Consider the following 24,033-nt stretch of genomic DNA (forward strand, 5'->3'; position numbering starts at 1 on the left):
TACTAAACAAGGTGTTATAAACCCTTATGTGAGAGGTGACATATTAAATGGATGGCGACCCGAGGCCTGACTGGCAGCCGAATTCCGACAAACTGCATAGAGAATTGACATCAGCATGCCGGCAGCGGGACGTGACTTCCGTTTGATTATATAGTGAACGCAGCCCTGATCTCCAGGCTCCGCTGCCGACCGGCTGATTTGTTCTTTTTGCGCCCATAATGATAATATCCGCCAAGTTGGCGGGTGCAGAAGGAGTAGATTAACGATGAAAATCCGGTTGGTAAACAACGGTGTATTTATTCCGGTGGACGACATTCAGCAGGCGCTGACTCCACCAGCGGAAGGATTTTACTGGATTGATGCAGACGTAGACGATTTGGCGGTACTTCAGCCGCTGTTCTTGATGCATGATCTGGCTGTGGAAGACTGTCTCAGTGACGAAGAACAACGTCCGAAGATTGAAATTTATGAGAACCATTATTTTATTGTGATTAATAGCATCCGTTTCGATGATGAAGAGATATTTCTACGTGCGGTCAACTTATTCCTCGGCAGACATTTCATTATTAGTGTTACCAAGCAAAAGGTCAGCGAATTGCGCACACTGAAACCAATCCTGTGGGAACAGGAAATCAGTACACCGGATCGTCTGCTGTATTTGCTGGTTGACTTGATTGTTGATAATTATTTCACCGTAGGTGACCGAATTGAAGCACGGATCGAGAAGCTTGAGGAAGACATTCTGATGCACACCAAAAAGTCACATCTGAATGAAATTATCGGGCTGCGCAGTGAGATTCTGTGGCTGAAAAAAGTGCTTGGACCTCAGAAAGAGGTCATTAACACCCTGAACAAAAAAGATCTGCGTCTCATCGATGATCAACTGCAAAAGTATTTCAGTGACATCTATGAGAATGCTGTAAAAATATCTGAAACCTTTGAGACTTATCGCGACCTGATGGGCAACTTGCGAGAAGCCTACCAATCCAGTATTGCAAACCGGGCGAATGAGATCATGCGTGTATTTACCGCCATCACCACGGTCTTCATGCCGCTGACGGTCATTACCGGTATATACGGCATGAACTTTACGAATATGCCAGAGCTTAATTGGAAATACAGCTATTTTGTTGTGATTGGCCTGATGGTTACTCTGGGCCTGAGCATGTTCTTCATTTTCCGCAAGAAAGACTGGGTATGAACTCGTATGAAATAACAAAGACGAAGCGTTCCTCCGGGAGAAACGCCTCGTCTTTTTTCATTTCTGATCATTAACCAACATTCTTCTCTGTCTCTGCGTGCCGACGAAAACGGATTCGAATCATGCGCAGTCTTTCATAGACCTGCTCCAGACTTCCTCCATCGGGTTTCTCTCCTCCATACACCTTATGTAATACTGGCTTCAGGAACGTATCTCCCAGCTCCTCATACGCACTCCATACGGCCTCTTGTTCGTTCTCTGGCATCACTGCCAGCTCCACATCAAGAAGACAATCGGTGTCATAACCTTCGTGATCCAGTGCCTCTAACAGCTCAACCAACTCGCGTCGGGATAATCCGGATCGATTAACAATCTCCTCTAACGTATACCCTTTCTTCATGCCTTCAAGCACTTGCTTGCGCGTGGTGAACTTATCAAGTTCCTGCTTATACTTCTGCTCTCTCTGCTTGTATAACCAACTCTCATACTCTTCTTCCTTCAGCGCCGTGTATACCCAGTCCAGCGGGAATGTCGTTGAACGCTCCAACCCGTTTGTAATCTCCATCCATTCCGTACCATACTCAGTTGCTTTGCTCTCTCCTACGCCCGGCAGTTGCATCAGTTCATCCAGCGATTGCGGAACAAAGGCACTGATCAAACGCAACAGACGATTTGTTGCAATAAAATACGGTGCCTTCCGGTCAGACACAGCTCTCTTCCTGCGCCATGTGCACAGATCCGTATATAATTGCTCATTGCCGTATAACTCACTGTAACAATGGAGCCGTTGTCCACCATAACTGCGTGACTTCAGATCATCGTTCTCATGAAATAACCCCTGCAACTGCGGTCGGTACCCCTCACTCATCTGTATGGCGAGCTGATGACGGTAAATATGAAGCAGCTCCTCCCAAGAAGTCCCTTCATACCAGATGCTGTCCTCACGCTCTCCTTCCTCGTAGCGACTCCATCCCAGCTGCCAACTATCTTCCTCTTCCCCAATCCATAGCTGTGCATACTCTGCATTCTGATCTGACATTTTGGACAATCTGTTCATGAAAATGACTTCCATTTTCTATTCCCTCCCTTTAACATTTCAGCCTATACGGGTTAGTTACGCTACCTACAGGCAGCACAAAAAAACACCCCTCCTGCAAAATCCATGCAAGAGAGGTGCTTCCTCATTAACCGTACTATGCTGTTGCCCATATCATACCACAATGGTAAAATTCGTCAATCCCTTAATGACCTATTTATTCAATGCCAACTTGGCAAGCGCCAGCGAACCACACAGACCCGCATTGTCTCCAAGTCCTGGTGACACAACATACTGGTCAATGTCGGATTGAAGCGCCGGATGCTGAACGTACCCTGCCAGCAACTCCTGCAGTTTGCTACGCACCATCGGGAACAAATGCTCCTGCTTCATTACTCCGCCACCCATGACGATTTTCTGCGGAGAGAGAATCAGAACATAATTCATCAGTGCATGCGCTAGGTAATGCGCTTCGATCTCCCAAGCTTTATGATCTGCAGGCAGTTCATAAGCCGGTTGCTCCCAACGTTTGTTAATGGCTGGTCCTGCTGCAAGACCTTCGAGGCAGTCACCATGATACGGACAGAAACCTTCGTATGTATCCTCCGGATGTCTGCGTACAATGATATGTCCCATCTCAGGATGTGACAATCCATGGACCATTTTACCGCCAACCACAGCGCCAGCACCAATGCCTGTACCCACAGTGATATACAGACAGCTCTCAAGACCTTGTGCAGCGCCCCAGGTTGCTTCTCCAAGTGCTGCACCATTCACATCCGTATCAAATGTCATCGGTACATCAAAATGCTCCTTGAGCTTGCCAATCACGTTATACTGTCCCCAATGTGGTTTCGGTGTTGTTGTGATATAACCATATGTTGGGCTTCCTTCAATCGGATCAATCGGACCGAATGAACCTACACCCAGAGCTTCAATGCCTTTGCCTTCAAAAAATGAAATCACTTGAGCCATTGTCTCTTCCGGTGTTGTTGTTGGAAAACTTACGCGTTCCAGAACTTCTCCGTTTTCTGTGCCAATACCACATACAAATTTGGTTCCGCCTGCTTCAATTGCGCCTAAGATCGTCATGTTAGTCACACTCCCAAGTTAGTTTAAAAAGGAATTTGGATTACTTTACTTGATGACACAATAATTACCCTGCTACTTGTTCTCCAGCTTGGACAATCGTTTCATTAATGTTTGCCTCCAGCTGTCTGACAGCGCAGGAATGGCCAGCAACGCCTGAATACCTTCGACATTTTCTTTCCCCTGATGCATAATTCGATTGGCTTCAAGAACCGTCATTGAGGCTGGATCGGTGCTGATCCGTCGAAATATCGATGAAGGCCCTACCTCACCTTCTTGCAGTACACGAAAGTAAAAGCCGGTATATCCACTCTCCTGAAAATAAACAGGCAGCTCCTTATAGTCATACCTCGCACCCAGCTTGAAGCAAGGTTGTCTGGGCTGACTGACCTGCACTGTGGCTTCGCCCAACTCGTACACATCACCAATCCGGACATCTTCTTCGGCACAGCCTTCAACCGTCAGATTTTCTCCACAAGCTCCCCAATCCAGCTTGCGATCCATCAGTTGTTCCAGCGCCGGATAACGACTGTAATCGTATACACAAACGGCTTTGTCAGGTCCGCCATGATGCACCAGATCCGCCTGCGCGTCCCCTGTCATTCCAGTGAATGACAGGAAAACCGCGTCGGATACAGGATGTTTCACAATGCCGCTCAGCACTTCACGCTTCTGCCCAGGGAGCGGCTGCGGCAGTCCTACATTAATGGCCAGAACAGCTGTATTGCCCTCCCCTGGCTTTCGATCAGATTTGAGTGTCATTTGCGTCATACCTCCCATAATACTTTCTTTTAACGCACAGAGCCGCCAAATACGAGTGTATTACTCAATAGCCGACCTGGAGAAGTCAGCATTTTGCCCCCGGCATACATACCCGAGGAAGCACCACCATCCAAATTCATGGCCTGTTTGGCACCAAGCTTCTGCATCACCGCTGCCCACTCCTTGATTGTTGCTCCGGAAACGGTAGCCAGCATAACAGAACCGTCCGCCATGATCGCAATACCACTTCTGGCTCCGGAAGCATTAAGAATCTTGGCATCTTTGAAACCTTCGCTCGTCGGATTTACAGCTACCTTGCCGTCTTTCACCAGACGGGGTCCTGCTCCCACAGCTGTCACTACATCTTGCCAAGGGATCTCTTTGCCTGCTGCATTCGTATACTTATAATTCATTTCTACGGTCGAACCAACGGTGAAACGGTCCGAAGAAGACTTCTGATTACCTGTGAAGACCAATACCGAGCCATTCTTAGGAATCGCTACATTGGTATTGGGCACTTTTTTGGTCACGATACCTTTTTCCATAACAACCGCAGTGCCACCTTTGAACCCGACTGTGGCACCTCGTTCAGGCGTATACAGCATTGTTATGCTCGCGTTCGCTGAAGGTGTTCGATTAATAAAGGTCGCATACCAACTGCGTGATTTACCTTTTGTATCCGTTACTTTACCTGTCAAACTCACCTGAAGTGAATCCATGATCGCCGAGCCGTCTTCCTTAAATCCGATGGATGTTCCGTATCTTCCAATATGTATGACCTTACCATTTGCTATTAACATACCGTATGGATCTGGTGCTCCGTTATATGCTTCAAAAAACGCTCCGTTAATGGCTGCTTGCGCACCATAGGCTTTCACAATCGATGGCAATGTTGCCGTCTGGCCAACTTGCTTCTTCGCGAGTCCCACGGTAACCGGTGTTCCCTTTGGAATCGAAACGGTCTGTACGGTAAAATTACGTCCTGCTGCTTTTACTTTCTGTACTTTGGTACTAATTGCTGCTTTGGCATCCACTGTCTGTGGTGCACTTACTGCTCCCGAAAGAATTACGGGCAAGGCCAGGACGAGGGCCATAGCCCCTGTCCACCACTTTTTCCCTGTTCGTACGTTCTTCATGTTGCTCACCCTATTGCCACTCCCATCCAAGAGCCAAGGCTCTTCATCTCAAGTTGTTCAAACTTGTCCATCACCATATCCGGATCAAGACGCAATTCACAGATATCCAGCGCACAGGCAACCGGAACAGCACAATGAATCTCTGCCAGTTTGCGGGACAGATGAAGCATGTCCAGATCATTCTCAATCTTGTTACGCACCGAAGGGGTCAGTTTATCCATGTTGCTCAAAATCCCTTCAATGGAGCCGTATTCCTGTACAAGCTTCAACGCTGTTTTCTCACCAATTCCCCGTACTCCCGGATAATTGTCGCTGGCATCTCCCATCAGACCCTTCATGTCAATCACTTGACGAGGTGTCAGTTGTTTCTCTGCCATGAGCGTTTCAGGGTTGTACACCATGTAGTTGCCATGGCCTTTTTTCATAATAATGATACTTGTGCGGTCATTGATCAGTTGCAACATGTCGTGGTCACCCGTCAGTACCATAACATTCATATCGGTCTCTTCGGTATAATACTTCGCAAGTGTCCCGATACAATCGTCGGCTTCGAATCCTTGTGCACCTATATTCGGAATACCCAGGCTATCCATGACTTCACGAATCAGGGAAAACTGGGGAATCAGGTCATCCGGAGCTTCGGCCCGGTTGCCTTTGTAGGCTGCATATTCTTCACCGCGGAACGTCTTACCGCCCATATCCCAACAACATACGACATGACTTGGCCCAAAAGTCTGAACCGCATCCCAGAAATAACGGATAAATCCGTAGACTGCGTTGGTAGGCACTCCTGCCTTTGTACGTCTGATATATCCGCTTGCAGATGTCGCATAAAAAGCACGGAACAACACCGCCATACCGTCTACCAGCAACAAAGTAGGTTCATTACGTTGATTCACTTGAATTTGTTCTCTCCTATCTAAATCTAGCATATAAAATACGAAACTAATTCTATCATTATAGCATAGTTCCGCCAACCATCGTTCAGCCAAAAAAGCCCTGAATTTTGAACAATTCAAGGCTGATATTCAGCGCGTTTATGCGTTATTCCATTCCTGCTCGTACGTTTCTTCCTTGAATCCAACCGTTACCTTTTCTCCATCCGTAACGATCGGACGTTTGATCAGACGACCATTGGAAGCCAACAAACGAATCTGTTCATCAGCAGACATGCCCGGAAGCTTGTCCTTCAATTGTTGTTCTTTGTATACTTCCCCACTCGTATTAAAGAACTTCTTTACTTCCAGTCCACTCTTTTGGATGAGTTCTGTTAGTTCAGATTCTGACGGCGGTGAGTCAAAAATAGGGATTAACTCCAGCTCATGTCCTTGAGCTTCAAGCCATTTTACAGCTTTGCGGCATGTGCCGCATTTGGCATATTGATATACTTTTAAGTTACTCATGGTATGTGTTCCTCCTGTGGCTCCGGTTTCGACTTCTCGCTTCCCTTGGTTTGCTTCGCAAATCCAAAAGTCGCTCCAAATCGATACCATCGCCATGTAATTTTTACTGACTTTTGCGAATGAGGATCAAAAACACACATTCGGCTATATTTTTTTGGATCAAAATCTTAAAAACTAAGAAATCAAGTTTAAGAGCTAAGCCCTTAGAACCTTTAGGACTAATGAGCCTACAATCCTAAAGATTAGCCTACGGCATGCTGTTCGGGTGCATTAAGCATTCCTCACAAGGGTAAGACAAACAGCGTTGAACTCCAAACAGGACAGGCCATGCAGGAAACTGCGATACGAGGTGCAGATCTAAGGGACTCGTCGCAGCTTCCTACAATTCTTCTCTGGGAGCTGCCTCATCATTCAAACGCTTCTCAAGCGCGGCCATATCTGTTGGAAAAGGAGCCTGGAACGTTATGCGTTCCTGTAGAATTGGGTGTTCAAACGTCAGCTCACAAGCGTGTAATGCTTGGCGTTCGATCCAGCTGTCCCGTTCTTCCCGGACAACCATGGTCTGCTCATCGATCTCGTGCACAGGTAGTGTCTTGTACATTCGATCACCGATCAATGGGCAACCGATGGACGTCATATGTACCCTGATCTGATGGGTTCTGCCACTTTCCAGCTTGAGACTTATCGCACTGGCGCTGCCCCCTGACCAACGTGTTACGGTCGTGTACAACGTTCTTGCAGCGTAACCATCAGGTGTTACGATTCGGCGGTGTGGCTCTTCAGGATCGCGATCAATCGGGCCATCTACTGACCCCTGTTCCGGGACAGGGCTGCCGTGCACAAGTGCAATATATTTCTTATCCACTGTCCCTGCAATCATCTGTTCAGACACATGCTGATGCACATAAGGGTTCTTGGCTATTGCGAGCACACCGGACGTTTCCTGATCAAGTCGATGAATCGGTCTGAATCGGAAGCGCTCGCCCTTGGTTTTCCAGTAATGAACGACTCCATTTGCCAAAGTACCCGTGTAATGTCCATGTGTCGGATGAACGATGATGCCCGCATCCTTGTTGACAATAAGCAAGTGCTCGTCTTCATACAGAACGGTAAAGGGAATAGGCTCAGGCAAAATATCATCCGATTCCTCTTGCTCCATCCGAACTTCAACGACATCACCCGCAGCCACCTTGACGCTAATGTATACGCGCTCCCCATTTAACATGACGCCTTGTTCAGTCAGCTTGATTTTGGACAAAAGCTTACGCGACACCAGCAGCCGCCGCTGAAGCACGGTCTTCAGCAGCCAGCCATCTTCTTGTTCGGTCACCGTGTAGACAATCGGCGAATAATATTGGCTCATTCTTTGCGGCGGAAGACTTTTTTGCTCCGCACATATTCAATATCCGCCACCTGTTGTCTCGCGTTGGCCGTCCGTGCAACCACGAAGAAATAATCAGATAGTCGGTTTAGATACCGTCGTACAGACGGATTAATATCTGTATGTTGTCCAAGTGTTACCGTGCGACGCTCTGCGCGACGACATACAGTACGGCACACATGAAGAGCAGAAGACAGCTGACTGCCACCTGGAATAATGAACCGTTCCACTTTTGGATTCTCTGCATCATACTGGTCGATCCATTGTTCCAGACGTGTGACCATTTCATCTCTCACCTTATATTTGGTCTCACTAATCTTCACAAAGGCCAGATCCGACCCGCAATCAAACAGTTCCTGCTGAACTTCCAGAAGATGCTCACGCAGATCTTCAAATTCCCCTTGAGCAGAGTCAATAAGGCTGATCGCCTGGCCTACAAAACAGTTTAACTCATCAATCGTGCCATAAGCCTCAACTCGGTCATCATCCTTGATGACGCGTCCACCGATGACCGAAGTCTGTCCTTCGTCACCTGTTCGTGTATATATGCCCATCGTTATCCCTCCAATTGGTAATATAATAATGAATACGGGAATGCCATTTTTTCAGAAACCCGTCTATCGCTTTACACGTATATAAGAATTGGTGTGCTCTGCCGAGTATACGACAAATCAAAGGAAACCAAAAGTAAAGGAGACGATTATGCAAAACTGGATAACCGATTTCATGGAACAATACGGCTACATAGGCATTGCACTCATTATTGCTCTTGAGAACGTATTTCCACCGATTCCATCCGAAATCATCTTGCCGTTTGGCGGATTCATGACCACCTATACCAGTCTCACTATTCCAGGAGTTATTATCGCCGCAACTATTGGCTCTGTCCTTGGTGCTGTGATCCTGTATGGTATTGGTCTACTCATTGACGTCGAACGCCTTGAGAAAATTGTGGAACGCTGGGGACATGTTCTGCGCATCAAAAAAGAGGATATTCACCGTGTCGATGCATGGTTTGACAAATATGGCATGTGGACCGTATTATTCTGCCGAATGGTCCCCCTCGTCCGTAGTCTTATCTCCATTCCCGCAGGCATGTCCAATATGAAATTTGGTTTATTCCTTCTCTTTACAACCATTGGTACATTGATCTGGAATGTCATTCTTGTCTGCGTTGGTGCTGCGCTTGGCGCATCATGGGAGAGCATTTTGCACTTTATGGACGTCTATTCCATTGTAGTGTATGTCATTCTGGCCATCATTGTCATCGGATGTATCATCTGGTGGATCAGACGTAGCAAAAAACAGAAATAAAAAGGATAGCTTAATAAATAAAGCCTCCTCGCCACCAATTCGTGGTTAAGGAGGCTTCTTTATGTCACCCGTTTATGTCATCTCGCTATCGTTCATCTTCATTTCGCATGCCCTGACTCTTAAGATCGATAGCCAGACCAGATACCAGCATGTACATCTTTTCAGCATGTATCTGCAGCATCCGATTAACCGAAGCCATTCTCGCTGTAAATATTCGTTCTTCCTCGGTAGGATGCAATGTACCATGCATTTCATTGGTAATCACAAGCAACTTCCCCTGATAAGACAATAAAGCATCAAGCAAAAGCTGTGTCTCTGAACGCTGATGATCCAGATCCTCTGTTGCCCTGAAACCGGCAGCCATCCAGGAGGTCAGACTGTCTACAATTACAATTCGCTGATCCGCCAAAAACAGATTGGATTCCCGATTAATCTGGGTGATCACCTCTGTCAGATGCTGACCGTTCCCGGCATGAATGGCACGATAATGAGCGGATGGCAATTCGGGAATAACGGGATCATGATCACCGGTGGATAAATATACACCCTCCCGGCTAATCCCGGCTGCGTACTTGAGGGCAAACCGGGTTTTACCACTACCTATGCCGCCTGTGACCGTAATCAGCAATCCGCTTCCCTCCTTCCATAGCCATTCTGAATTTTCTTTACTCTGTCAGCGCCTTCAGCACTTTTTTGGATTCTTCGACATTGGAAGATGACACTGGAATGGTGGCGAACAAATTGCTCGCAGCATATTCTACATCTTTAAACATTTTCATATCTTCAAGTGGAATGCCGTAAAGATGTGATTCTTGCTTGATGTCTGAACCTTCATCTCCTTCACCCTTCTCTACCAATACTCCACCCTCAAATACACCCCGTTCAAACATCTTGGGATCAAAGGTATCATCCAGCGGAACATTGGAGCCATTACTTCCGTATTGTTTCATGTCGGACTCAGGCAAAATGAAAATATCATGTCCTCCAGCCGCATATTCTACCATAATTTTCTGAACATCATACATCGCACTGGTGATCACTTCCACCTTGGGTTCCTCACCCAGTTTCTGTTGCAGATTGGCCTGTAACTGTTCTGAGATTACAGATGGATTTCCTTGGTTATCAATGATGAAAATGGAAAAACCATCTTTACCTCCACAACCAGCAAGCAGAAAAACGATAGAAATGATTGCAGTAAGCCCCCAAAATCTCTTCATTCCAGTTCCCCCTTTAGTCTCCTATGTCCAATATATCACAATTGTTCCACGCAAAAAAATAACCTGCCTTATCGGGGGATCACCCTGCCTTTACACACAAAAAAAGAAGACCCTCTCAGGTCTCCCTTTCGAATTCGATTAATGAAACGTTTCACTACAGCATAAACGTTATTTTCCTTTAATCGGGTTAGCCTTCATATATTCATTAATCTTTAAATCCAGCAAACTGCTGATTTCAATTACAATATCGGATGTGAATGATTTCTCTTCGAGGAAGATCTGTTCCATCTTGCGACGAAGCATATGAATTTCATCTTCCAAGGAAATGTCATGCAAAGATGCGTTATCGGGTTTCACCGACCATCGGTCGCCATGATCGCCTTCTGCCAGATAGTGCCCACGATTCGTCGGTAAATCATATTCAACACAAAACAAAGCTAACCCCTCCTTGGAAAAATGGTTTCCAAATTTATGAAAACTTATTTCAAATTGAAATTATATCACATTATTTTGTAAAAGAAAGTTATTTTTTTCAATAATAAAAATGTCACATTTGTAAAAAGATTCTACTTTAGTATTAACCCTCTTTTTGCAATTTGTAAACAAAGTTTCCGATTCGTTCCAAAGCTTCATTTAATTGGGTTACAGAAGTAGCATAAGAACAACGCAAGAAGCCTTCACCCTGAGGGCCAAAAACATTACCCGGAACAGCAGCCACTTTATTTTCCGTTAACAATCGCTCAGCAAACAGGTCGGAACTCATACCCGTCTTTTGAATGCTCGGGAATGCATAGAATGCTCCCTGAGGTTCATGACAATCAAGTCCAATATCCCTGAATCCCTGCACAATTAAACGTCTACGCTGATTATACGATTCTACCATCCGATCTTTCTCACCCAAACCATTCGTCAACGCCTCAAGTGCAGCAACCTGACCCATGGCCGGCGCACACATTACCGTATACTGATGGATTTTGAGCATGGCTGCAATAAGCTCAGGATGACCACACATGTAACCGATCCGCCAACCTGTCATTGCAAAAGCCTTCGAAAATCCGCTTACGAGAATGGTCCGCTCCTTCATGTCAGGGATAGCTGCAAAGCTAACATGTTTTTGCGTATACGTCAATTCAGCGTAAATTTCATCCGCGATCACAATCAGATCATGCTTTTTAATCACTTCAGCAATAGGCAGCCACTCTTCATACGTCATGATGGCTCCAGTGGGATTACTCGGATAACACAGAATAACCACTTTCGACTTCGGTGTGATGCCAGCTTCAAGTGCTTCGGCCGTTAACTTGAACTGATCTTTCGCGTAGGTTTCAACACCAACCGGTATACCGCCACCGATTGAAGCGATTGGTGAATAAGCCACGTACGAAGGTTCAGGAATGAGAATTTCGTCGCCAGGTACGATTAATGCTCGCAAAGCCAAGTCAATCGCTTCACTGCCACCCACGGTAACAATAATCTCATCCTTGGGATCGTATTTGGTATCAAACTGCGTATCCAGATATTCACTGATGGCTTCTCTCAACTTCGGCATACCTGCGTTGGATGTGTAGCTGGTCATACCTCTTTCCAGCGAGTATACACAAGCTTCACGCATATGCCAAGGTGTAACAAAATCAGGTTCACCCACACCCAATGTGATAATATCCTTGTTGTCTCCAACCAGATCAAAAAATTTACGAATTCCGGATGGAGGTATCTGCTGCACGAGGGGTGCCAGATAAGATGTCATTTTCTTGTTGTTCCCGGTTGTCTGTTCATTCACTATCATGACACATCTTCCTTTACGGCGAGATCATGAGACGGTTGTCTTCCTGATGGTCTTCAAAAATAATCCCGTCCTGTTTATATTTTTTAAGAATAAAATTCGTTTTGGTAGAAAGTACAGAGTCTATCGGAGACAGTTTCTCCGACACAAAATTAGCGACTTCACGCAGGTTGCCACCTTCCACTTCAACGAGCAGATCGTATGCACCGGACATGAGATATACGGACTTCACTTGCGGATAGAGATAAATGCGTTCGGCAATCCCTTCAAAACCACGACCACGCTCCGGCGTGATCTGCACCTCAATCAGGGCCGTTACTTTCTCATCATCTATTTTACTCCAGTTCACGACGGTTGCGTATTTTACGATGACGTGGTCTTGTTCTAGCTGTGCCACGGCGTTCTTGATCTTGTCTTCCGACTCCCCCAGCAGCGTCGACAGCAGTGCGGGAGTCCTTCTCGCGTCTTCCTTCAGCAGATCCAGAACTTTTAATTGCAGATCGTTCAAATCTTTCATGGTTTTCCCTCCAGCATCATCCAGGTTCCTGAAAATGAATTAATACTTATATTACATGAATTTGACGTTGATGCATAGACAAAAGACCGCCTGCCCTGAATTCAGGCAAGCGGTGGTATGGTCCTGTAACGTTAGGTGCTTCAAACCTCTTTTGCAAAGGTTACATGTAATAAGGGTTACCGTAATTCGGTTGATGCTGAGGCACATTAGGAGCTTGGCTATATGAACTGTTCTGCGTGTTCTTTTCTTGAATGAATTGCTGACACTTCTGTTGGGTCTGGTGTGCAGACTGGATTTGTTTGTCCACATCCTGACGAAGTGCTTTGGATGAAGCGGAATACATGTTGTTTTGTTGCATCAGGTTGAACAGTTCACCTTGCAGTCTTAATGTATCGTTCGTTAAATCATTGAACATTCTCCGGGTCGTGGGGCAGGAAGATTCAGTAGTTGCCGTTGTATATTCACGTGAAGTTCGTCTTAAATCTGCAAGAATCGACTTCAACAAATCTTGCTCTTGCATAAAATTCCCACCAGATGACAAAGATTGAGTGTACACGTATTTTCCTCCTATACTTTGAAATAACTTGTCATGTTTTGAACTTTACTGTGATTGCGCTGGTGCAAGAGATTGATGTTGCTGTAACGCATTGACAAGAGTATTCAGATGCTGCTCATGTGAGCGAACATAATGATTCAGCGCCTGTTGAATTTGCGGATTATGTGTGATGGAGGCTGTAGCTGCACATTGTTTGATTAACATTTCCTCATTGGAAATTGAATCCGCAATATAGTTCAGTTCCTTGGGGCTCAGTGCTTGCATTTGTGAGTTTTGCATGTATATCTGACCTCCTTAATCTAAAGTTATTGCGAATTTATTGTTACCCTAACCTGAAAAAGTATACTTCAACTACATTCAACAGAGGTGATCAATTATGGAACTTATTAACGGAAAAACATTTTGGCCAACTACCTTTACTTCCCATCCCCATTATCCTGTTTTGCAAGAAAACCTGTCCTGTGATTGTCTAATCATCGGTGGTGGAATGGGAGGCGCGTTGTCTGCCAAGCTTTTGACGGATCAGGGAATTGACACCGTTGTTATTGACAAAAGAGATATCGGTTATGGCAGTAGTATGGCAAATACGGGCCTGCTCCAATATACGAATGACAAAACGCTCACCTCTTGTATCCAGACATTTGGAGAAGAACGTGGTGTTCGATTCTACGAATTATGCCGGGATGCCATGCACCATCTCGAAAAAATTTCATCGAAGCTTGAGATTGATCCTTGGTTTGTGCCTCGCACAAGTCTCTATTGTGCCAGTCACGAGGAAGATGTAACGTTGCTGGAGGAAGAATATCGTAACCTGAAACATTATGGATTTGATGTGGAGCTGTGGGATCAGGAAAAAATCAGTGCACTATTCCCGTTCAGCAAACGTGCTGCACTATACACAAGCGGGGATGCTGAGGTTAATCCGTATCGTTTGGTTCACTCACTATTCCACTCAGCCTCACGTCAAGGAGCAAGAGTCTATGCTCATAGTGAATTCACCCATTGTGATTATGATGAAAATGGTGTCCTATGTTACACACCTCATGGCACTGTACGTGCCAAACATGTTATTTTCTCAACAGGCTATGAAACACAAGAAATCAAAAAGGACAGAGGCGCATACCTGCTAAGCACATATGCCATTGCTACCAAGCCACTACAGGATCTGAGCAGCTGGTATAAGCAATGCATGATATGGGAGACCGAACGACCTTATCTATATATGCGCACAACTCCAGACGGAAGAATTATTGCAGGTGGACTTGATGAGAATCTTCCTCGAGAAGAACAACGGGCGATCAAGGCGGTTCATAAAGGTGAGATTTTGCTTCAGAAGATTGCTGAGTATTTCCCATTACCTGATCTCGAAATCGATTACGCTTGGGAAGCTGTCTTTGGAAGCACCCATGATGGCCTCCCCCTGATCGGCACACATCCCGATTATCCGCATTCATATTTTGTGGAAGGGTATGGAGGTAACGGGACCGTATACAGCATGATTGCTGCTTCCTTAATTGTGGATGCTATTACTGGCAAACCAAACCCCGATATGGATCTGTTCTCACTCACACGTACAAGTAAGCCATCTCCTGTATAACCAACAACTGAACCAATACAACGACAAACAGGGTACAGCACACGGAAAGTTCTCTTTTCCCGCCGCTGTACCCTGTTTATATATTTGGAAGCTGCTAAGCCGAGGGCTCTTGCCCTTCCGTTCGGTTCAATAACTTGCGCATAAAGATCCATCCAATTAGCGGGAAAGCACCCAGAACGATAATAAGCCAGGTTAACATGCGCAGGGACGGACTATTCATGACCGTTATAATAAATATGATCAACCCAAAAAGTCGGCCAACCATCAGACATAACTCCCTCAATACGACAAGTTCAACCCTTTTCTCCACATTTTCGCCACTCGTGCCCATCATGTCGAATCCCGCTGATATCATAGGTAAAATATACAATGGCATCGCAACTGCACTTCCGATCCCCATGATTAACAGCGTAACATAGGTCACTTTCCACAGAAGAGGAATCAGCACAATCAGCAGAATCAGAGCTCCGATGAACATGCCTCTGGATCTATACTGTGGTTTGGACCATTTCCCTACTGCCCAATAACTTATTAATGCCACGGCAGAAGTGATGAGTGAGAACTGTCCCAACTTATACTCCTGTGCAGTGGCCACGTATACAAGCAGTGCAATCAGAAAGGCAAAGACCCCTTCACGCGCACCCTGAGCGAACAAACCCAAAGCCAAGGTCCTCCAGGGACTATCCGGTTTGGATAACTGTATCCAAGGCTCGGACCAGCGGTATGTTCCACTTACCTTTCTCTTTTTGAGAAAAAAACTAAAGACTACCGCGATAACATAAATGACGAGTGATACCGTAAAGATGAGCCGATATCCTGTATTGTCCGCCATTCGGGTAATAATCAGACCAGAGAACCATGGGCCTATAATTCCTGTCATCGAGCCAAGTAATCCGACCCAGCCATTGAATAGATCCCTGTTTTCCCGATTCGTTATTTCAAAATACACAACATTAAATGCGATCCAGAACAGCCCCAGGGAACAACCCAGTAGTATACCCAGAGGCCATATCCAGTCTACAGCTTTGGAACCGGCCCAGAGGACTATCATATAAAATATGCCGGACAGCGCAGTACCTAATCGTAGTGCACTCATTTTATTGTGTTCCTTGACCCATTTGCCAGCAAGCCAGAATGTCAGTCCAATGGCCAATTGCTGGCTGAGAGTGAACCACCCCAACATGGCATAATCCGGACGGCTTTTCCACAGAAACACATTCAAAAAGGTTCCCGACAACGCTCCGGCTAACGCAAACAATCCATTCACGCCCAAAAGCAGAATGGATTGTCGGCCTAAAGTAATCTTCATCTGCTCCTCCTTCATCCACCTGAAGTGAACTGTGTACAGGTAGGTCTTAGGGTTAACGTGCCCCAAGCAGGAGGAAAACATGATGAATCTTCAGGATTGCTTTGAAATTTGGTTTGAATCTCCGAAATGTTTATTCCTGCGTACTCAGATTCTTAATCAGACGCAGACGATCTTCCTCAGACAGACTGTATTGAACTTGGAAACATCCCGAACATACATAGGTCAATACCTTAAACGGTGGTGACAATAGTGACCCTTCGCCTGAAGCTGCGTTAGCAACTGGAGTAAAGTTATCCTGCGTTGCAGCTTGGGTACCAGCAAGAATCATGAATTCCCGACAATTCGGGCACTCCGGTACTTCTTCCTGATGATCAAGTTGCTTCTGGACACCTTGTTCATATTGAATCAGGTCATTACCTTCATCCGCGTATTTGGTTAACGTTCGCAACTCCGGCAATTTGAGCTCAACTTCGTCCCCCCACAGGTCTGAAAGATCCGTAGTCTGTTTCTCGTTCATTACATCGTCTACATCATAGATGTCGTCCTCAGCTTCATCGTTCTCTTCATCATCGATGTTAATGTTGAGCGTACGGTATCCTTTTAACTCATTGTGGCAATAAGGACACTCTTCTTCAGGACCGAGCTCCTCATCCCATACAATCTCCGTCTGACACCAAGGGCATACTGTTGTTTCCATATTGATCAACCTTTCTCTTTCATATAATCATGTATTCATTACATAGATGACACCGATGGCAAAAAACACGATCGATGCCGCAAACAGAATCCGTATCAATATCTTCATGACCGGTCCCCCTAGATAATGCTCGCGCCAATAACAAATGACAGCGAGACTGAAATAATCATGGATATCAATCCGACAGCTCGGTTATCCGCTTCGATCTCCTTATCAATGGAGAACACGGGTGTCAGGAATTCAAACAAAAAATAGGCAATGAGCAGAAGGATAAACCCTACGAATGACCACGTCATGGCTTCATACACCGAAGATTTCGCTTGTATGCAGAACCGCAATACGTTGCAGATCCCGAAGATCTTGCCTCCTGTAGCCATCGCAACGGCCACATTGCCCTTCTTGATCTCAGTCCAGCATTTATACTTGGTCACCAGTTCGAAGCAAGCCAGAAATACAAGCAGCTCCATAATCGCTACCGAGAAAAAACCGAGTACCATCCCCAAGGGATGAGACAGCAATTGGTCAATGCTTTCTATCACGCACCGTTCCCCTCTCCCCATCTGCGACCTTCATGAATAAGGTCGCAGAATATCATTGATTCATGGACCGGCTATTCCAATTCTGCGACGGTCACACCGTTCCCGCCTTCTCCGTAATTGCCCAGCCGGTAGCTTTTAATATGTTTATGCTTACGCAGGTAATCCTGAATACCGGAACGTAAAATTCCTGTACCTTTACCGTGAATAATATAAACTTGGCCCAGGTTGGCAAGGAAAGCTTCATCAATGAACCGATCTGTCTCCATCAGGGCTTCTTCCAGGTTGGTACCACGCAGATCCAATTCACTTTTCACATTGTCATCACGTGTACGTTTCATACCCGTTACCGGTTTTTGTTTCGGTTTGGCTGCGGGAGCCGATTGCTGCAGTTCCAGGTCATCCAGGGATACTTTCATTTTCATAATCCCCAGTTGTACCATAGCGTCTTTGCTGCCCGACATCTCTACAACATGACCTTTTTGATTCAAACTGTAGACAAGCACTTCATCACCAGGACCGATGGCACGAGTCTTCGGCGCTGTTGCCGTCTTCTTGACCGTTTTTCTGCGTTTCTCCGGTTCCGCCTCGTCCAGCTGTTTACGGGCAGCAATGAGTTTGTGCTCCTTCACGGAAGCACCTTCTTCCATAGCCAACAGGCGAAGATCGGTTATAATCTTCTCCGCTTCCGCGCGAGCCTTGTCCACAATGCTGCGTGCATCTTCTTCTGCTTTTTCAATCCGGCGATCACGCTGCTGTTCCAGCTTCTCCAGTTCGGTCTGATGACGACTGCGTAATTTCTCCATATCCTGGCGCAAGCTCTCTGCCTTCTCACGCTCTTGTTCAGCCGTAAGACGGTTCTCTTCAAGAGAAGCAATCATGTGCTCAATCCGTTGATCCTCTTCCTTCACTTCGCCACGGGCGTAGTCGAGAATGTAACCCGGCAGTCCCAGTCGCTCTGCAATGGCAAATGCATTACTTCGTCCAGGTACACCCACCAGAAGGCGATAGGTTGGACTCAGTGTGTTGATGTCAAATTCCATGCTGGCATTAATGACACCTTTACGCTCATATGCGTATGCTTTCAGTTCACTGTAGTGAGTAGTTGCAACCATGCGACATCCCGTCCGGTGCATATGCTCCAGCATGGAGATGGCCAGTGCGGAACCTTCAGCCGGGTCTGTCCCTGCTCCAAGTTCATCGAGCAACACCAAACTTTTCGGCGTCATGTTTTTCAGAATGCGAATGATATTGGTCATATGACTGGAGAAAGTACTCAGATTCTGCTCGATACTCTGCTCGTCCCCAATGTCTGCATAGATCGCATCAAATACACATAACTGACTGCCATCCTCAGCCGGAACAAATAAACCGGACATTGCCATCAGGCTCAGCAATCCAATTGTTTTAAGCGTTACCGTTTTACCACCCGTATTCGGACCTGTCACGATAATGGATGTGTAATCATTGCCCAACTCTATGTCGATTGGAACCACGTTTTCAATCGGAATCAGTGGATGACGGCCTTTCTTGAGCTTCAGGAACCCGCGGTCATTCATGCGAGGCAATGTTGCTTTCAGTTCACGAGCCAGACGTGCTTTGGCAAAGATAAAATCAAGTGATCCCAGCAAGTCGACATCATACAACAACCACTCCCCCTGCTCACTGACAAGTGCCGTCAATTTCTGCAAAATAATTTCTATTTCGCGTTCTTCCCGAATCCGGGTTTCGCGTAATTTGTTGTTCATGGCAACAATGGATTCCGGCTCAATGAACAATGTCGCACCCGAACCGGATTGATCGTGCACAATCCCACCAAAGTACGAACGATATTCAGCTTTCACCGGGATTACAAAACGGTCTCCTCTGATGGTGATGAGCTGATCCTGAAGCATTTTGGATACGGTAGAGGATCGAATCATGGAATCGAGTTTTTCGCGAATCCGCGCTTCTCCGCCTCGCAGTTCACGACGAATCTGCGCCAACGTTACGCTTGCACTGTCCGCAACCTCTGCATTATCGTCAATACAGATTTTGATGGCATCCTCGAGCGTTTTTTGCTCTGACAATTGATCACTGATATAGAACAATGATTCGATGGGCTCATCTTCATGCAAAGTACCAATCTGACGTTTCAATCGCCGCGCCGCAAAGGTTGTATTTGATATTCCCAAAAGTTCGTGAGGGTTAAGTGTGCCTCCAATTTCAGCACGTTTGATGGAAGCCGTAATATCTACAATTCCCCCAAACGACGGTGAACCTTTCAGGCGATCAAATGTGAAGGCTTCATCGGTTTGCTGCAGCAACCGCTTCACTTCTTCAAGTTCACTGCTTGGTTCAAGTTGCTCCGCTTTCTTTTTTCCCATGGTTGTCTGAGCAAAGCTGAGCAATGTATTTAAAATTTTGCGATATTCCAGTGTGTGTAAAATTTTCGTGTCCAAGTGTACAACTCCTTCCAAACTATATCTGTATTATAACGAAAGAAACTTTCTTACGCTATTTAACGAATCCTTCCACACATAACTTCAACCATAGCACCACAAACTACAGGTGTCAGGATTGTGCAACCTCTCCATCCCCTTGGAGTTGCCCTGCTCAGTTCAATCCGAATAAAAGGAGGTAAACACCATGAATTTCCTGGGACATGTCGTGCGATTTATCATCGCTGCAATTGTATTAATGGTGGTTAGCTGGATCGTTCCCGGATTCGCCGTTGGTGGCTTCTGGAGCGCCCTGTTGCTTGCTCTTGTTATTGCCCTGCTCGGCTGGATCGTTGAAGGTATCTTCGGCAAAAGAGTCAACCCGTTTGGTCGCGGTATTGTCGGATTTATCGTTAGCGCACTGGTGATTTGGCTTGGTCAATATGTTGTAGATCATGTTGAAGTCAGCCTGCTCGGTGCCATTCTCGCTGCGCTGGTTATCGGGATTATCGATCTCTTCATCCCGGTATCCACCCCTTTTGATGCCGGACGAAGCTCCAAAAGTTAATCTCCACTTCACCTTAACATCCCCATGAATTCTCCTAAACCTCTGAAGGCCCTGGGCCGGAAGGGGTTTATTTCATTCACCCAGTACACACGCTCTGCCGTACACGTACAATTTTCAAAAAAACGACATACGCAGCGTGTACAGGCATCCACATATTGCGGTATGATGACTGGAGCAATCATTCAAATTTTATCCATATCACGCTTTAAGGAGGCACATGATGAAGAAAGGCATAACATGGCTTGCTGCCTGTATGTTAATTCTGGTCCTCACTGCATGTGGAGGAGCAAAACAGTCCGCAGAATCTGGCAGCAATGGATCCGATGCTGATGCTGGAGTTACAGCCAGTGAAGAATTGGTCATCAAGGCGAGTAACTATGAATTCGATCAACCTGAGTACCATCTTAAAAAAGGCGTTCCCGTTAACATTGTTTATAAAAATGAAAACGGAAATCACGGTATCCTTGTGCCTGAGCTGAATCTTCAACTGGATACCAGAAATAGCTCCAAAGTCATAACCCCGGACAAAGTTGGTGAGTTTGAAATGTCCTGTTCTGTCTTCTGTGGTTCAGGACACAGCAGCATGATCTCCAAAATTATCGTTGAAGAATAGTATTCAAGACAAGGAGCCCCCGCAGCGACGGGAGCTCCTTCTTTAGTATAACAAATTGTACCAGAGTACATTGCCCAGGAGCCAGTTCTCCTACATTCATTCCGCTAGGCCTGGTCCTGTTCAATCAATTCAATCCATTCGTTATATTCCGTCTGCAATTTCGTATATTCATCATGCAACTGACGATATTCCGTGTTCAGCTGCTCTGCCTTCTCCTGCTCCATTTCACGTTCAACCTGTAACAAACGTAATTGGTTGGCCGCTAGTTCGTAACGCTCCCCCATCTCAAGCAGTTCAGTTTCCATGATCTCTTTCTCTTGGGTCGCTTCTTCACGTAACTTGTCCAGCTGCTGTCGTTCTTGCTCCAGTCCCTCCAGCAACTCACTACTTGCCGCACTTTCTCTCTTCCAAACCGTCAGTTCATTCTCAAGTGCAGCCCAGCGTTCCTGCCAGGATTGTTCCTGAGCCGCCCATTCGTCTGCACGGCGTTGCCACACCTGGTCGTTCTGCTCTGCTTGTTCAACGCTTGAGCGAAGTTCTTCTTCACGTCTTGTCAACTGCTCCAGACGGGATGCCAACTCGGCCTGTTTGGCTGACAGTTCTTCGTGTTTAATCTGCCATTCCAACGCTTCTTCCTCAGTCTGGGCTAGCCGGTTCTCTTGCTCCGAGTAACGCTCGGAAAGTTTAGCTGAAGACTGTCTTGCTTCTTCAAGTGCGCTCACAATCTCTTGTTTCTCCTTGCTCAATTCATCCAGCTTGGAACTATAATTCTCTTCCCGTTGTAATGCATCACTGTAATCATTACGGATTTGTTTATAGTTATCCTGAAGTTGGTTCAGCTCTTCCCGAACAACATTTAGCTCAACTTCAAGCTGATTGCGTTTCTCTTCCAAAAGCTCTACATCCTTCTGGTATTGCACAGCCTCTTCATGGTTGAAACGAGACTCTTCCTTCACCACGGACAATTCATCATGAAGGGATTGCACACCAGACTCCAACGTTTCATTTTGTTCAGCAACTTCAAGAATCTGATTCTCCAGGTCCCCGATCTCAGCCAATCGCTGCTCAGCAAGGTCCTTCCAGGACTGCTCACGTTCCGTAAGCGTGCCGATCTCATTCTGCAATGTACGCACCGCAGCATGAGCCTGTTCAAGCACTTTTTGCAGTCTGCGCTGTTCCTCTTCCGACTTCACTTCAGCCTCACGAAGCTTTTGGGCTTCCTGTTCAAGCTGTGCATGTTGCTCCTGAAGTTTGCGTAGCTGTGCTGTGAGAGAGGTTTCTCTATCCACAGTTTCATTATACTTCTGCTTCCATTGTTCCTGTGAATCACGGGATTGCTGGGCAGCCTGTTCCGTTTCACGCAGAAGCTCCTGCAACTGGGAACGGTCCTCTTTCAACTGCTCCAGTTGTTGTTCCAGTTCCGTAATTCGGCGAGTCTGAACTTCCTGCTCCTGTTTACGGACCCCATGCTCATGACGTAACGATTCCAATTGACCACGCTCGTGCTGAAGCTGCTGTTCTTGCTCTGCAACCATGTCCTGTGCACTGATGAGCTGGGTCATTACTTCTTCTAATTGTTCTTCGACATCTAATAGTCGAGTCTCCGCCTGTTTACGTTGTTCCTCAAGTTGCTGTTTGAGCTTATCCTGTTCTTCTTGCAATAAGGCCTCTGCCGCCGCTTCGGCTTCTTTCGCCTGGGACGCTGCTGCTTCCTTGGTTTGCTGCAATTGTTCCTCGAGGGCTGCTTCTTTCTCCATCCATTCGAGTTCCAACTGCTCGGATAACGCCTTGAACTCCGCATTCAACTGATTTATCTCAGTCAGGCGCTTCTGCTCCGCTTGTTCCTGCAAGTCAGCCCGCTCCTGATTCGCTTGATCCGCCAGAGCCTGAGTCTGTTCCAGCGCTTTTTCTTCAGCCTGCTGGAGCCGAAGTTCCATCTGTTGCTGAAGTTCATGATATCGCAGTGCCGCTTCTTCCTGAGCTTTCTTCAGATTGCTCTCCGCCTGCTCCAACTCAGACAAAATCGCCGACTCGGCTTCTTCCTTGGCTGTCTGAACCTGCTGCGCAGCTTTGGCTTCAATCTGTTGACGTTCTGCAACGGCACGGCTTTCGGCTTCTTTTAATTGAGCTGCAGTCTTGTCCTGCAACTCTTTATATTGCGCCGCAGCTTTGGCCTGCGCCTGCTGCAATTCGGCTGCAGAACGGTTCTGAGCTTCTTTGAGCTGGGAAGCAGCCTGTGCCTGTGCATTTTTAAGCTGGTTAGCCGCTTTCTCTTCCATTTCCTTCAGCTGTTTCGTTCCCTTGGCTTCTGCTTCCTTCAGTTGTGCCGTTGCTTGGGCCTGCAATTTCTGCACTCGCTCCGTTGCTTGAGCGCGTTCTTGCTCCAGCAGCTTATTCAACTTGGCTATTTCTGAATTTTTGTCCGATTCGGACTTTTGCAGCGCCTGCTCTGCTTCAATCTTCAGCTGTTGCAAATCAGCAAGAGCCTGGTCACGCCGTTCCAATTCTTGTTGATGTTCATTTTGTATGGCGTTTAACCGATTCAATTCGTTTCTCAGTTCTGTACGTTCTCCAGTAAGCATCTTCAGTTCATTACGGATTTCCTGAGTCTGAAGAGACTGTTCAGCCATATGTACAGCCGCCAGTACCGCAATACGCGGAGTATCCAGACGGGAATTTTGCTTGGAGATTGCGCCCATACGCTCATCTACCAGGTTAGCTACTTGTTTCATATAGTCGGCACTGCTGCCAACCAGTTTATAGGAAGTCCCGTAGATCTCTACGGTGACGCGTGTACGATCAGGTGTAGTCACAGTTGTGCCCTCCTTCAAGTCTGTATGTTGATTCTAAGCTGTAATCACAAAAAAGTCACATCGATCCTCTAATGCTAAGGATTCG

At 46.4% G+C, this 24,033-nt stretch carries 25 protein-coding genes; 5 read left to right on the forward strand and 20 right to left on the reverse strand.

What is annotated here, in order from left to right; all coding sequences use genetic code 11:
- Positions 1-265: 265 nt before the first annotated feature.
- Positions 266-1,201, forward strand: coding sequence for a magnesium/cobalt transporter CorA (gene corA / locus QF041_RS11590; RefSeq protein ID WP_062833460.1), 936 nt, complete (start codon positions 266-268; stop codon positions 1,199-1,201).
- 70 nt (positions 1,202-1,271) lie between these two features.
- On the opposite strand, the gene QF041_RS11595 is transcribed toward corA, so the two are convergent.
- The 8 genes from QF041_RS11595 to QF041_RS11630 form a co-directional block, all read right to left on the reverse strand.
- Positions 1,272-2,273, reverse strand: a complete 1,002-nt coding sequence (locus tag QF041_RS11595; protein ID WP_307414217.1) for an HRDC domain-containing protein — start codon at positions 2,271-2,273, stop codon at positions 1,272-1,274.
- Between the two features lie 177 nt (positions 2,274-2,450).
- Complete coding sequence (locus tag QF041_RS11600; RefSeq protein WP_047842269.1) at positions 2,451-3,329, reverse strand: ROK family protein; 879 nt, start codon at positions 3,327-3,329, stop codon at positions 2,451-2,453.
- A gap of 72 nt (positions 3,330-3,401) precedes the next feature.
- On the reverse strand, positions 3,402-4,088 hold the full coding sequence (locus QF041_RS11605) for an MOSC domain-containing protein (protein ID WP_307414219.1): 687 nt from the start codon (positions 4,086-4,088) through the stop codon (positions 3,402-3,404).
- Between the two features lie 29 nt (positions 4,089-4,117).
- Positions 4,118-5,224, reverse strand: coding sequence for a phosphodiester glycosidase family protein (locus tag QF041_RS11610; RefSeq protein WP_301291341.1), 1,107 nt, complete (start codon positions 5,222-5,224; stop codon positions 4,118-4,120).
- A 5-nt stretch (positions 5,225-5,229) separates the two neighbouring features.
- The gene (locus QF041_RS11615) at positions 5,230-6,123 is read right to left on the reverse strand and encodes a 5'-3' exonuclease (protein ID WP_307414223.1); all 894 of its coding nucleotides are present in this window, start codon (positions 6,121-6,123) and stop codon (positions 5,230-5,232) included.
- Between the two features lie 138 nt (positions 6,124-6,261).
- Entirely contained in the window at positions 6,262-6,627 is a 366-nt protein-coding gene (locus QF041_RS11620) for an arsenate reductase family protein (RefSeq protein ID WP_017689621.1), read from the reverse strand.
- A 379-nt stretch (positions 6,628-7,006) separates the two neighbouring features.
- Positions 7,007-7,990, reverse strand: coding sequence for an RluA family pseudouridine synthase (locus tag QF041_RS11625; protein WP_307414225.1), 984 nt, complete (start codon positions 7,988-7,990; stop codon positions 7,007-7,009).
- Positions 7,987-8,562, reverse strand: coding sequence for a cob(I)yrinic acid a,c-diamide adenosyltransferase (locus QF041_RS11630; protein WP_036610088.1), 576 nt, complete (start codon positions 8,560-8,562; stop codon positions 7,987-7,989). The genes QF041_RS11625 and QF041_RS11630 overlap by 4 nt, the downstream gene beginning before the upstream one ends.
- A gap of 148 nt (positions 8,563-8,710) precedes the next feature.
- On the opposite strand from QF041_RS11630, the gene QF041_RS11635 reads away from it, so the two are divergent.
- The gene (locus QF041_RS11635) at positions 8,711-9,322 is read left to right on the forward strand and encodes a DedA family protein (RefSeq protein WP_074094303.1); all 612 of its coding nucleotides are present in this window, start codon (positions 8,711-8,713) and stop codon (positions 9,320-9,322) included.
- Between the two features lie 85 nt (positions 9,323-9,407).
- Here the strand turns inward: QF041_RS11635 and QF041_RS11640 are convergent, their stop codons facing one another.
- From QF041_RS11640 to QF041_RS11670, 7 genes are all read right to left on the reverse strand, one after another.
- Positions 9,408-9,950 (reverse strand): bifunctional adenosylcobinamide kinase/adenosylcobinamide-phosphate guanylyltransferase, encoded by a 543-nt coding sequence (locus QF041_RS11640; protein WP_076209196.1) that lies wholly within the window; start codon positions 9,948-9,950, stop codon positions 9,408-9,410.
- A 37-nt stretch (positions 9,951-9,987) separates the two neighbouring features.
- Positions 9,988-10,539: a type 2 periplasmic-binding domain-containing protein gene (locus tag QF041_RS11645; protein ID WP_307414228.1), complete on the reverse strand. Its 552-nt coding sequence runs from the start codon at positions 10,537-10,539 to the stop codon at positions 9,988-9,990.
- 168 nt (positions 10,540-10,707) lie between these two features.
- Positions 10,708-10,929 carry an aspartyl-phosphate phosphatase Spo0E family protein gene (locus QF041_RS11650; RefSeq protein ID WP_176872852.1) on the reverse strand — a complete coding sequence of 74 codons (222 nt, stop codon included), beginning with the start codon at positions 10,927-10,929 and terminating at the stop codon, positions 10,708-10,710.
- 187 nt (positions 10,930-11,116) lie between these two features.
- Positions 11,117-12,325, reverse strand: coding sequence for an aminotransferase class I/II-fold pyridoxal phosphate-dependent enzyme (locus QF041_RS11655; RefSeq protein WP_036610094.1), 1,209 nt, complete (start codon positions 12,323-12,325; stop codon positions 11,117-11,119).
- Between the two features lie 13 nt (positions 12,326-12,338).
- On the reverse strand, positions 12,339-12,839 hold the full coding sequence (locus tag QF041_RS11660) for an Lrp/AsnC family transcriptional regulator (protein WP_024628343.1): 501 nt from the start codon (positions 12,837-12,839) through the stop codon (positions 12,339-12,341).
- Between the two features lie 160 nt (positions 12,840-12,999).
- Entirely contained in the window at positions 13,000-13,395 is a 396-nt protein-coding gene (locus tag QF041_RS11665) for a spore coat protein (RefSeq protein WP_124113698.1), read from the reverse strand.
- Between the two features lie 45 nt (positions 13,396-13,440).
- Complete coding sequence (locus QF041_RS11670) at positions 13,441-13,674, reverse strand: hypothetical protein (RefSeq protein ID WP_047842262.1); 234 nt, start codon at positions 13,672-13,674, stop codon at positions 13,441-13,443.
- Between the two features lie 97 nt (positions 13,675-13,771).
- Between QF041_RS11670 and QF041_RS11675 the strand changes: the two genes are divergently transcribed.
- Positions 13,772-14,992: an NAD(P)/FAD-dependent oxidoreductase gene (locus QF041_RS11675; RefSeq protein WP_307414233.1), complete on the forward strand. Its 1,221-nt coding sequence runs from the start codon at positions 13,772-13,774 to the stop codon at positions 14,990-14,992.
- Between the two features lie 94 nt (positions 14,993-15,086).
- Here the strand turns inward: QF041_RS11675 and QF041_RS11680 are convergent, their stop codons facing one another.
- The 4 genes from QF041_RS11680 to QF041_RS11695 all read right to left on the reverse strand — a co-directional run bounded on the left by QF041_RS11680 (position 15,087) and on the right by QF041_RS11695 (position 19,975).
- A complete protein-coding gene (locus tag QF041_RS11680) occupies positions 15,087-16,301 on the reverse strand; it encodes an MFS transporter (protein WP_307414235.1) in 1,215 nt (404 codons plus the stop codon).
- 130 nt (positions 16,302-16,431) lie between these two features.
- Complete coding sequence (locus QF041_RS11685; RefSeq protein ID WP_307414237.1) at positions 16,432-16,998, reverse strand: hypothetical protein; 567 nt, start codon at positions 16,996-16,998, stop codon at positions 16,432-16,434.
- 119 nt (positions 16,999-17,117) lie between these two features.
- Positions 17,118-17,537, reverse strand: coding sequence for a DUF350 domain-containing protein (locus tag QF041_RS11690; protein WP_223868827.1), 420 nt, complete (start codon positions 17,535-17,537; stop codon positions 17,118-17,120).
- A gap of 71 nt (positions 17,538-17,608) precedes the next feature.
- A complete protein-coding gene (locus QF041_RS11695) occupies positions 17,609-19,975 on the reverse strand; it encodes an endonuclease MutS2 (protein ID WP_307414239.1) in 2,367 nt (788 codons plus the stop codon).
- Positions 19,976-20,162: 187 nt separating this feature from the next.
- On the opposite strand from QF041_RS11695, the gene QF041_RS11700 reads away from it, so the two are divergent.
- Positions 20,163-20,522 carry a phage holin family protein gene (locus tag QF041_RS11700; protein WP_017689637.1) on the forward strand — a complete coding sequence of 120 codons (360 nt, stop codon included), beginning with the start codon at positions 20,163-20,165 and terminating at the stop codon, positions 20,520-20,522.
- Positions 20,523-20,739: 217 nt separating this feature from the next.
- A complete protein-coding gene (locus tag QF041_RS11705) occupies positions 20,740-21,135 on the forward strand; it encodes a cupredoxin domain-containing protein (RefSeq protein ID WP_373461337.1) in 396 nt (131 codons plus the stop codon).
- 104 nt (positions 21,136-21,239) lie between these two features.
- Here QF041_RS11705 and QF041_RS11710 read toward each other — a convergent pair whose 3' ends face one another.
- A complete protein-coding gene (locus QF041_RS11710; RefSeq protein ID WP_307414241.1) occupies positions 21,240-23,948 on the reverse strand; it encodes a hypothetical protein in 2,709 nt (902 codons plus the stop codon).
- Positions 23,949-24,033 lie beyond the last annotated feature (85 nt).

Source organism: Paenibacillus sp. W2I17 (assembly GCF_030815985.1).
Lineage (GTDB): Bacteria > Bacillota > Bacilli > Paenibacillales > Paenibacillaceae > Paenibacillus.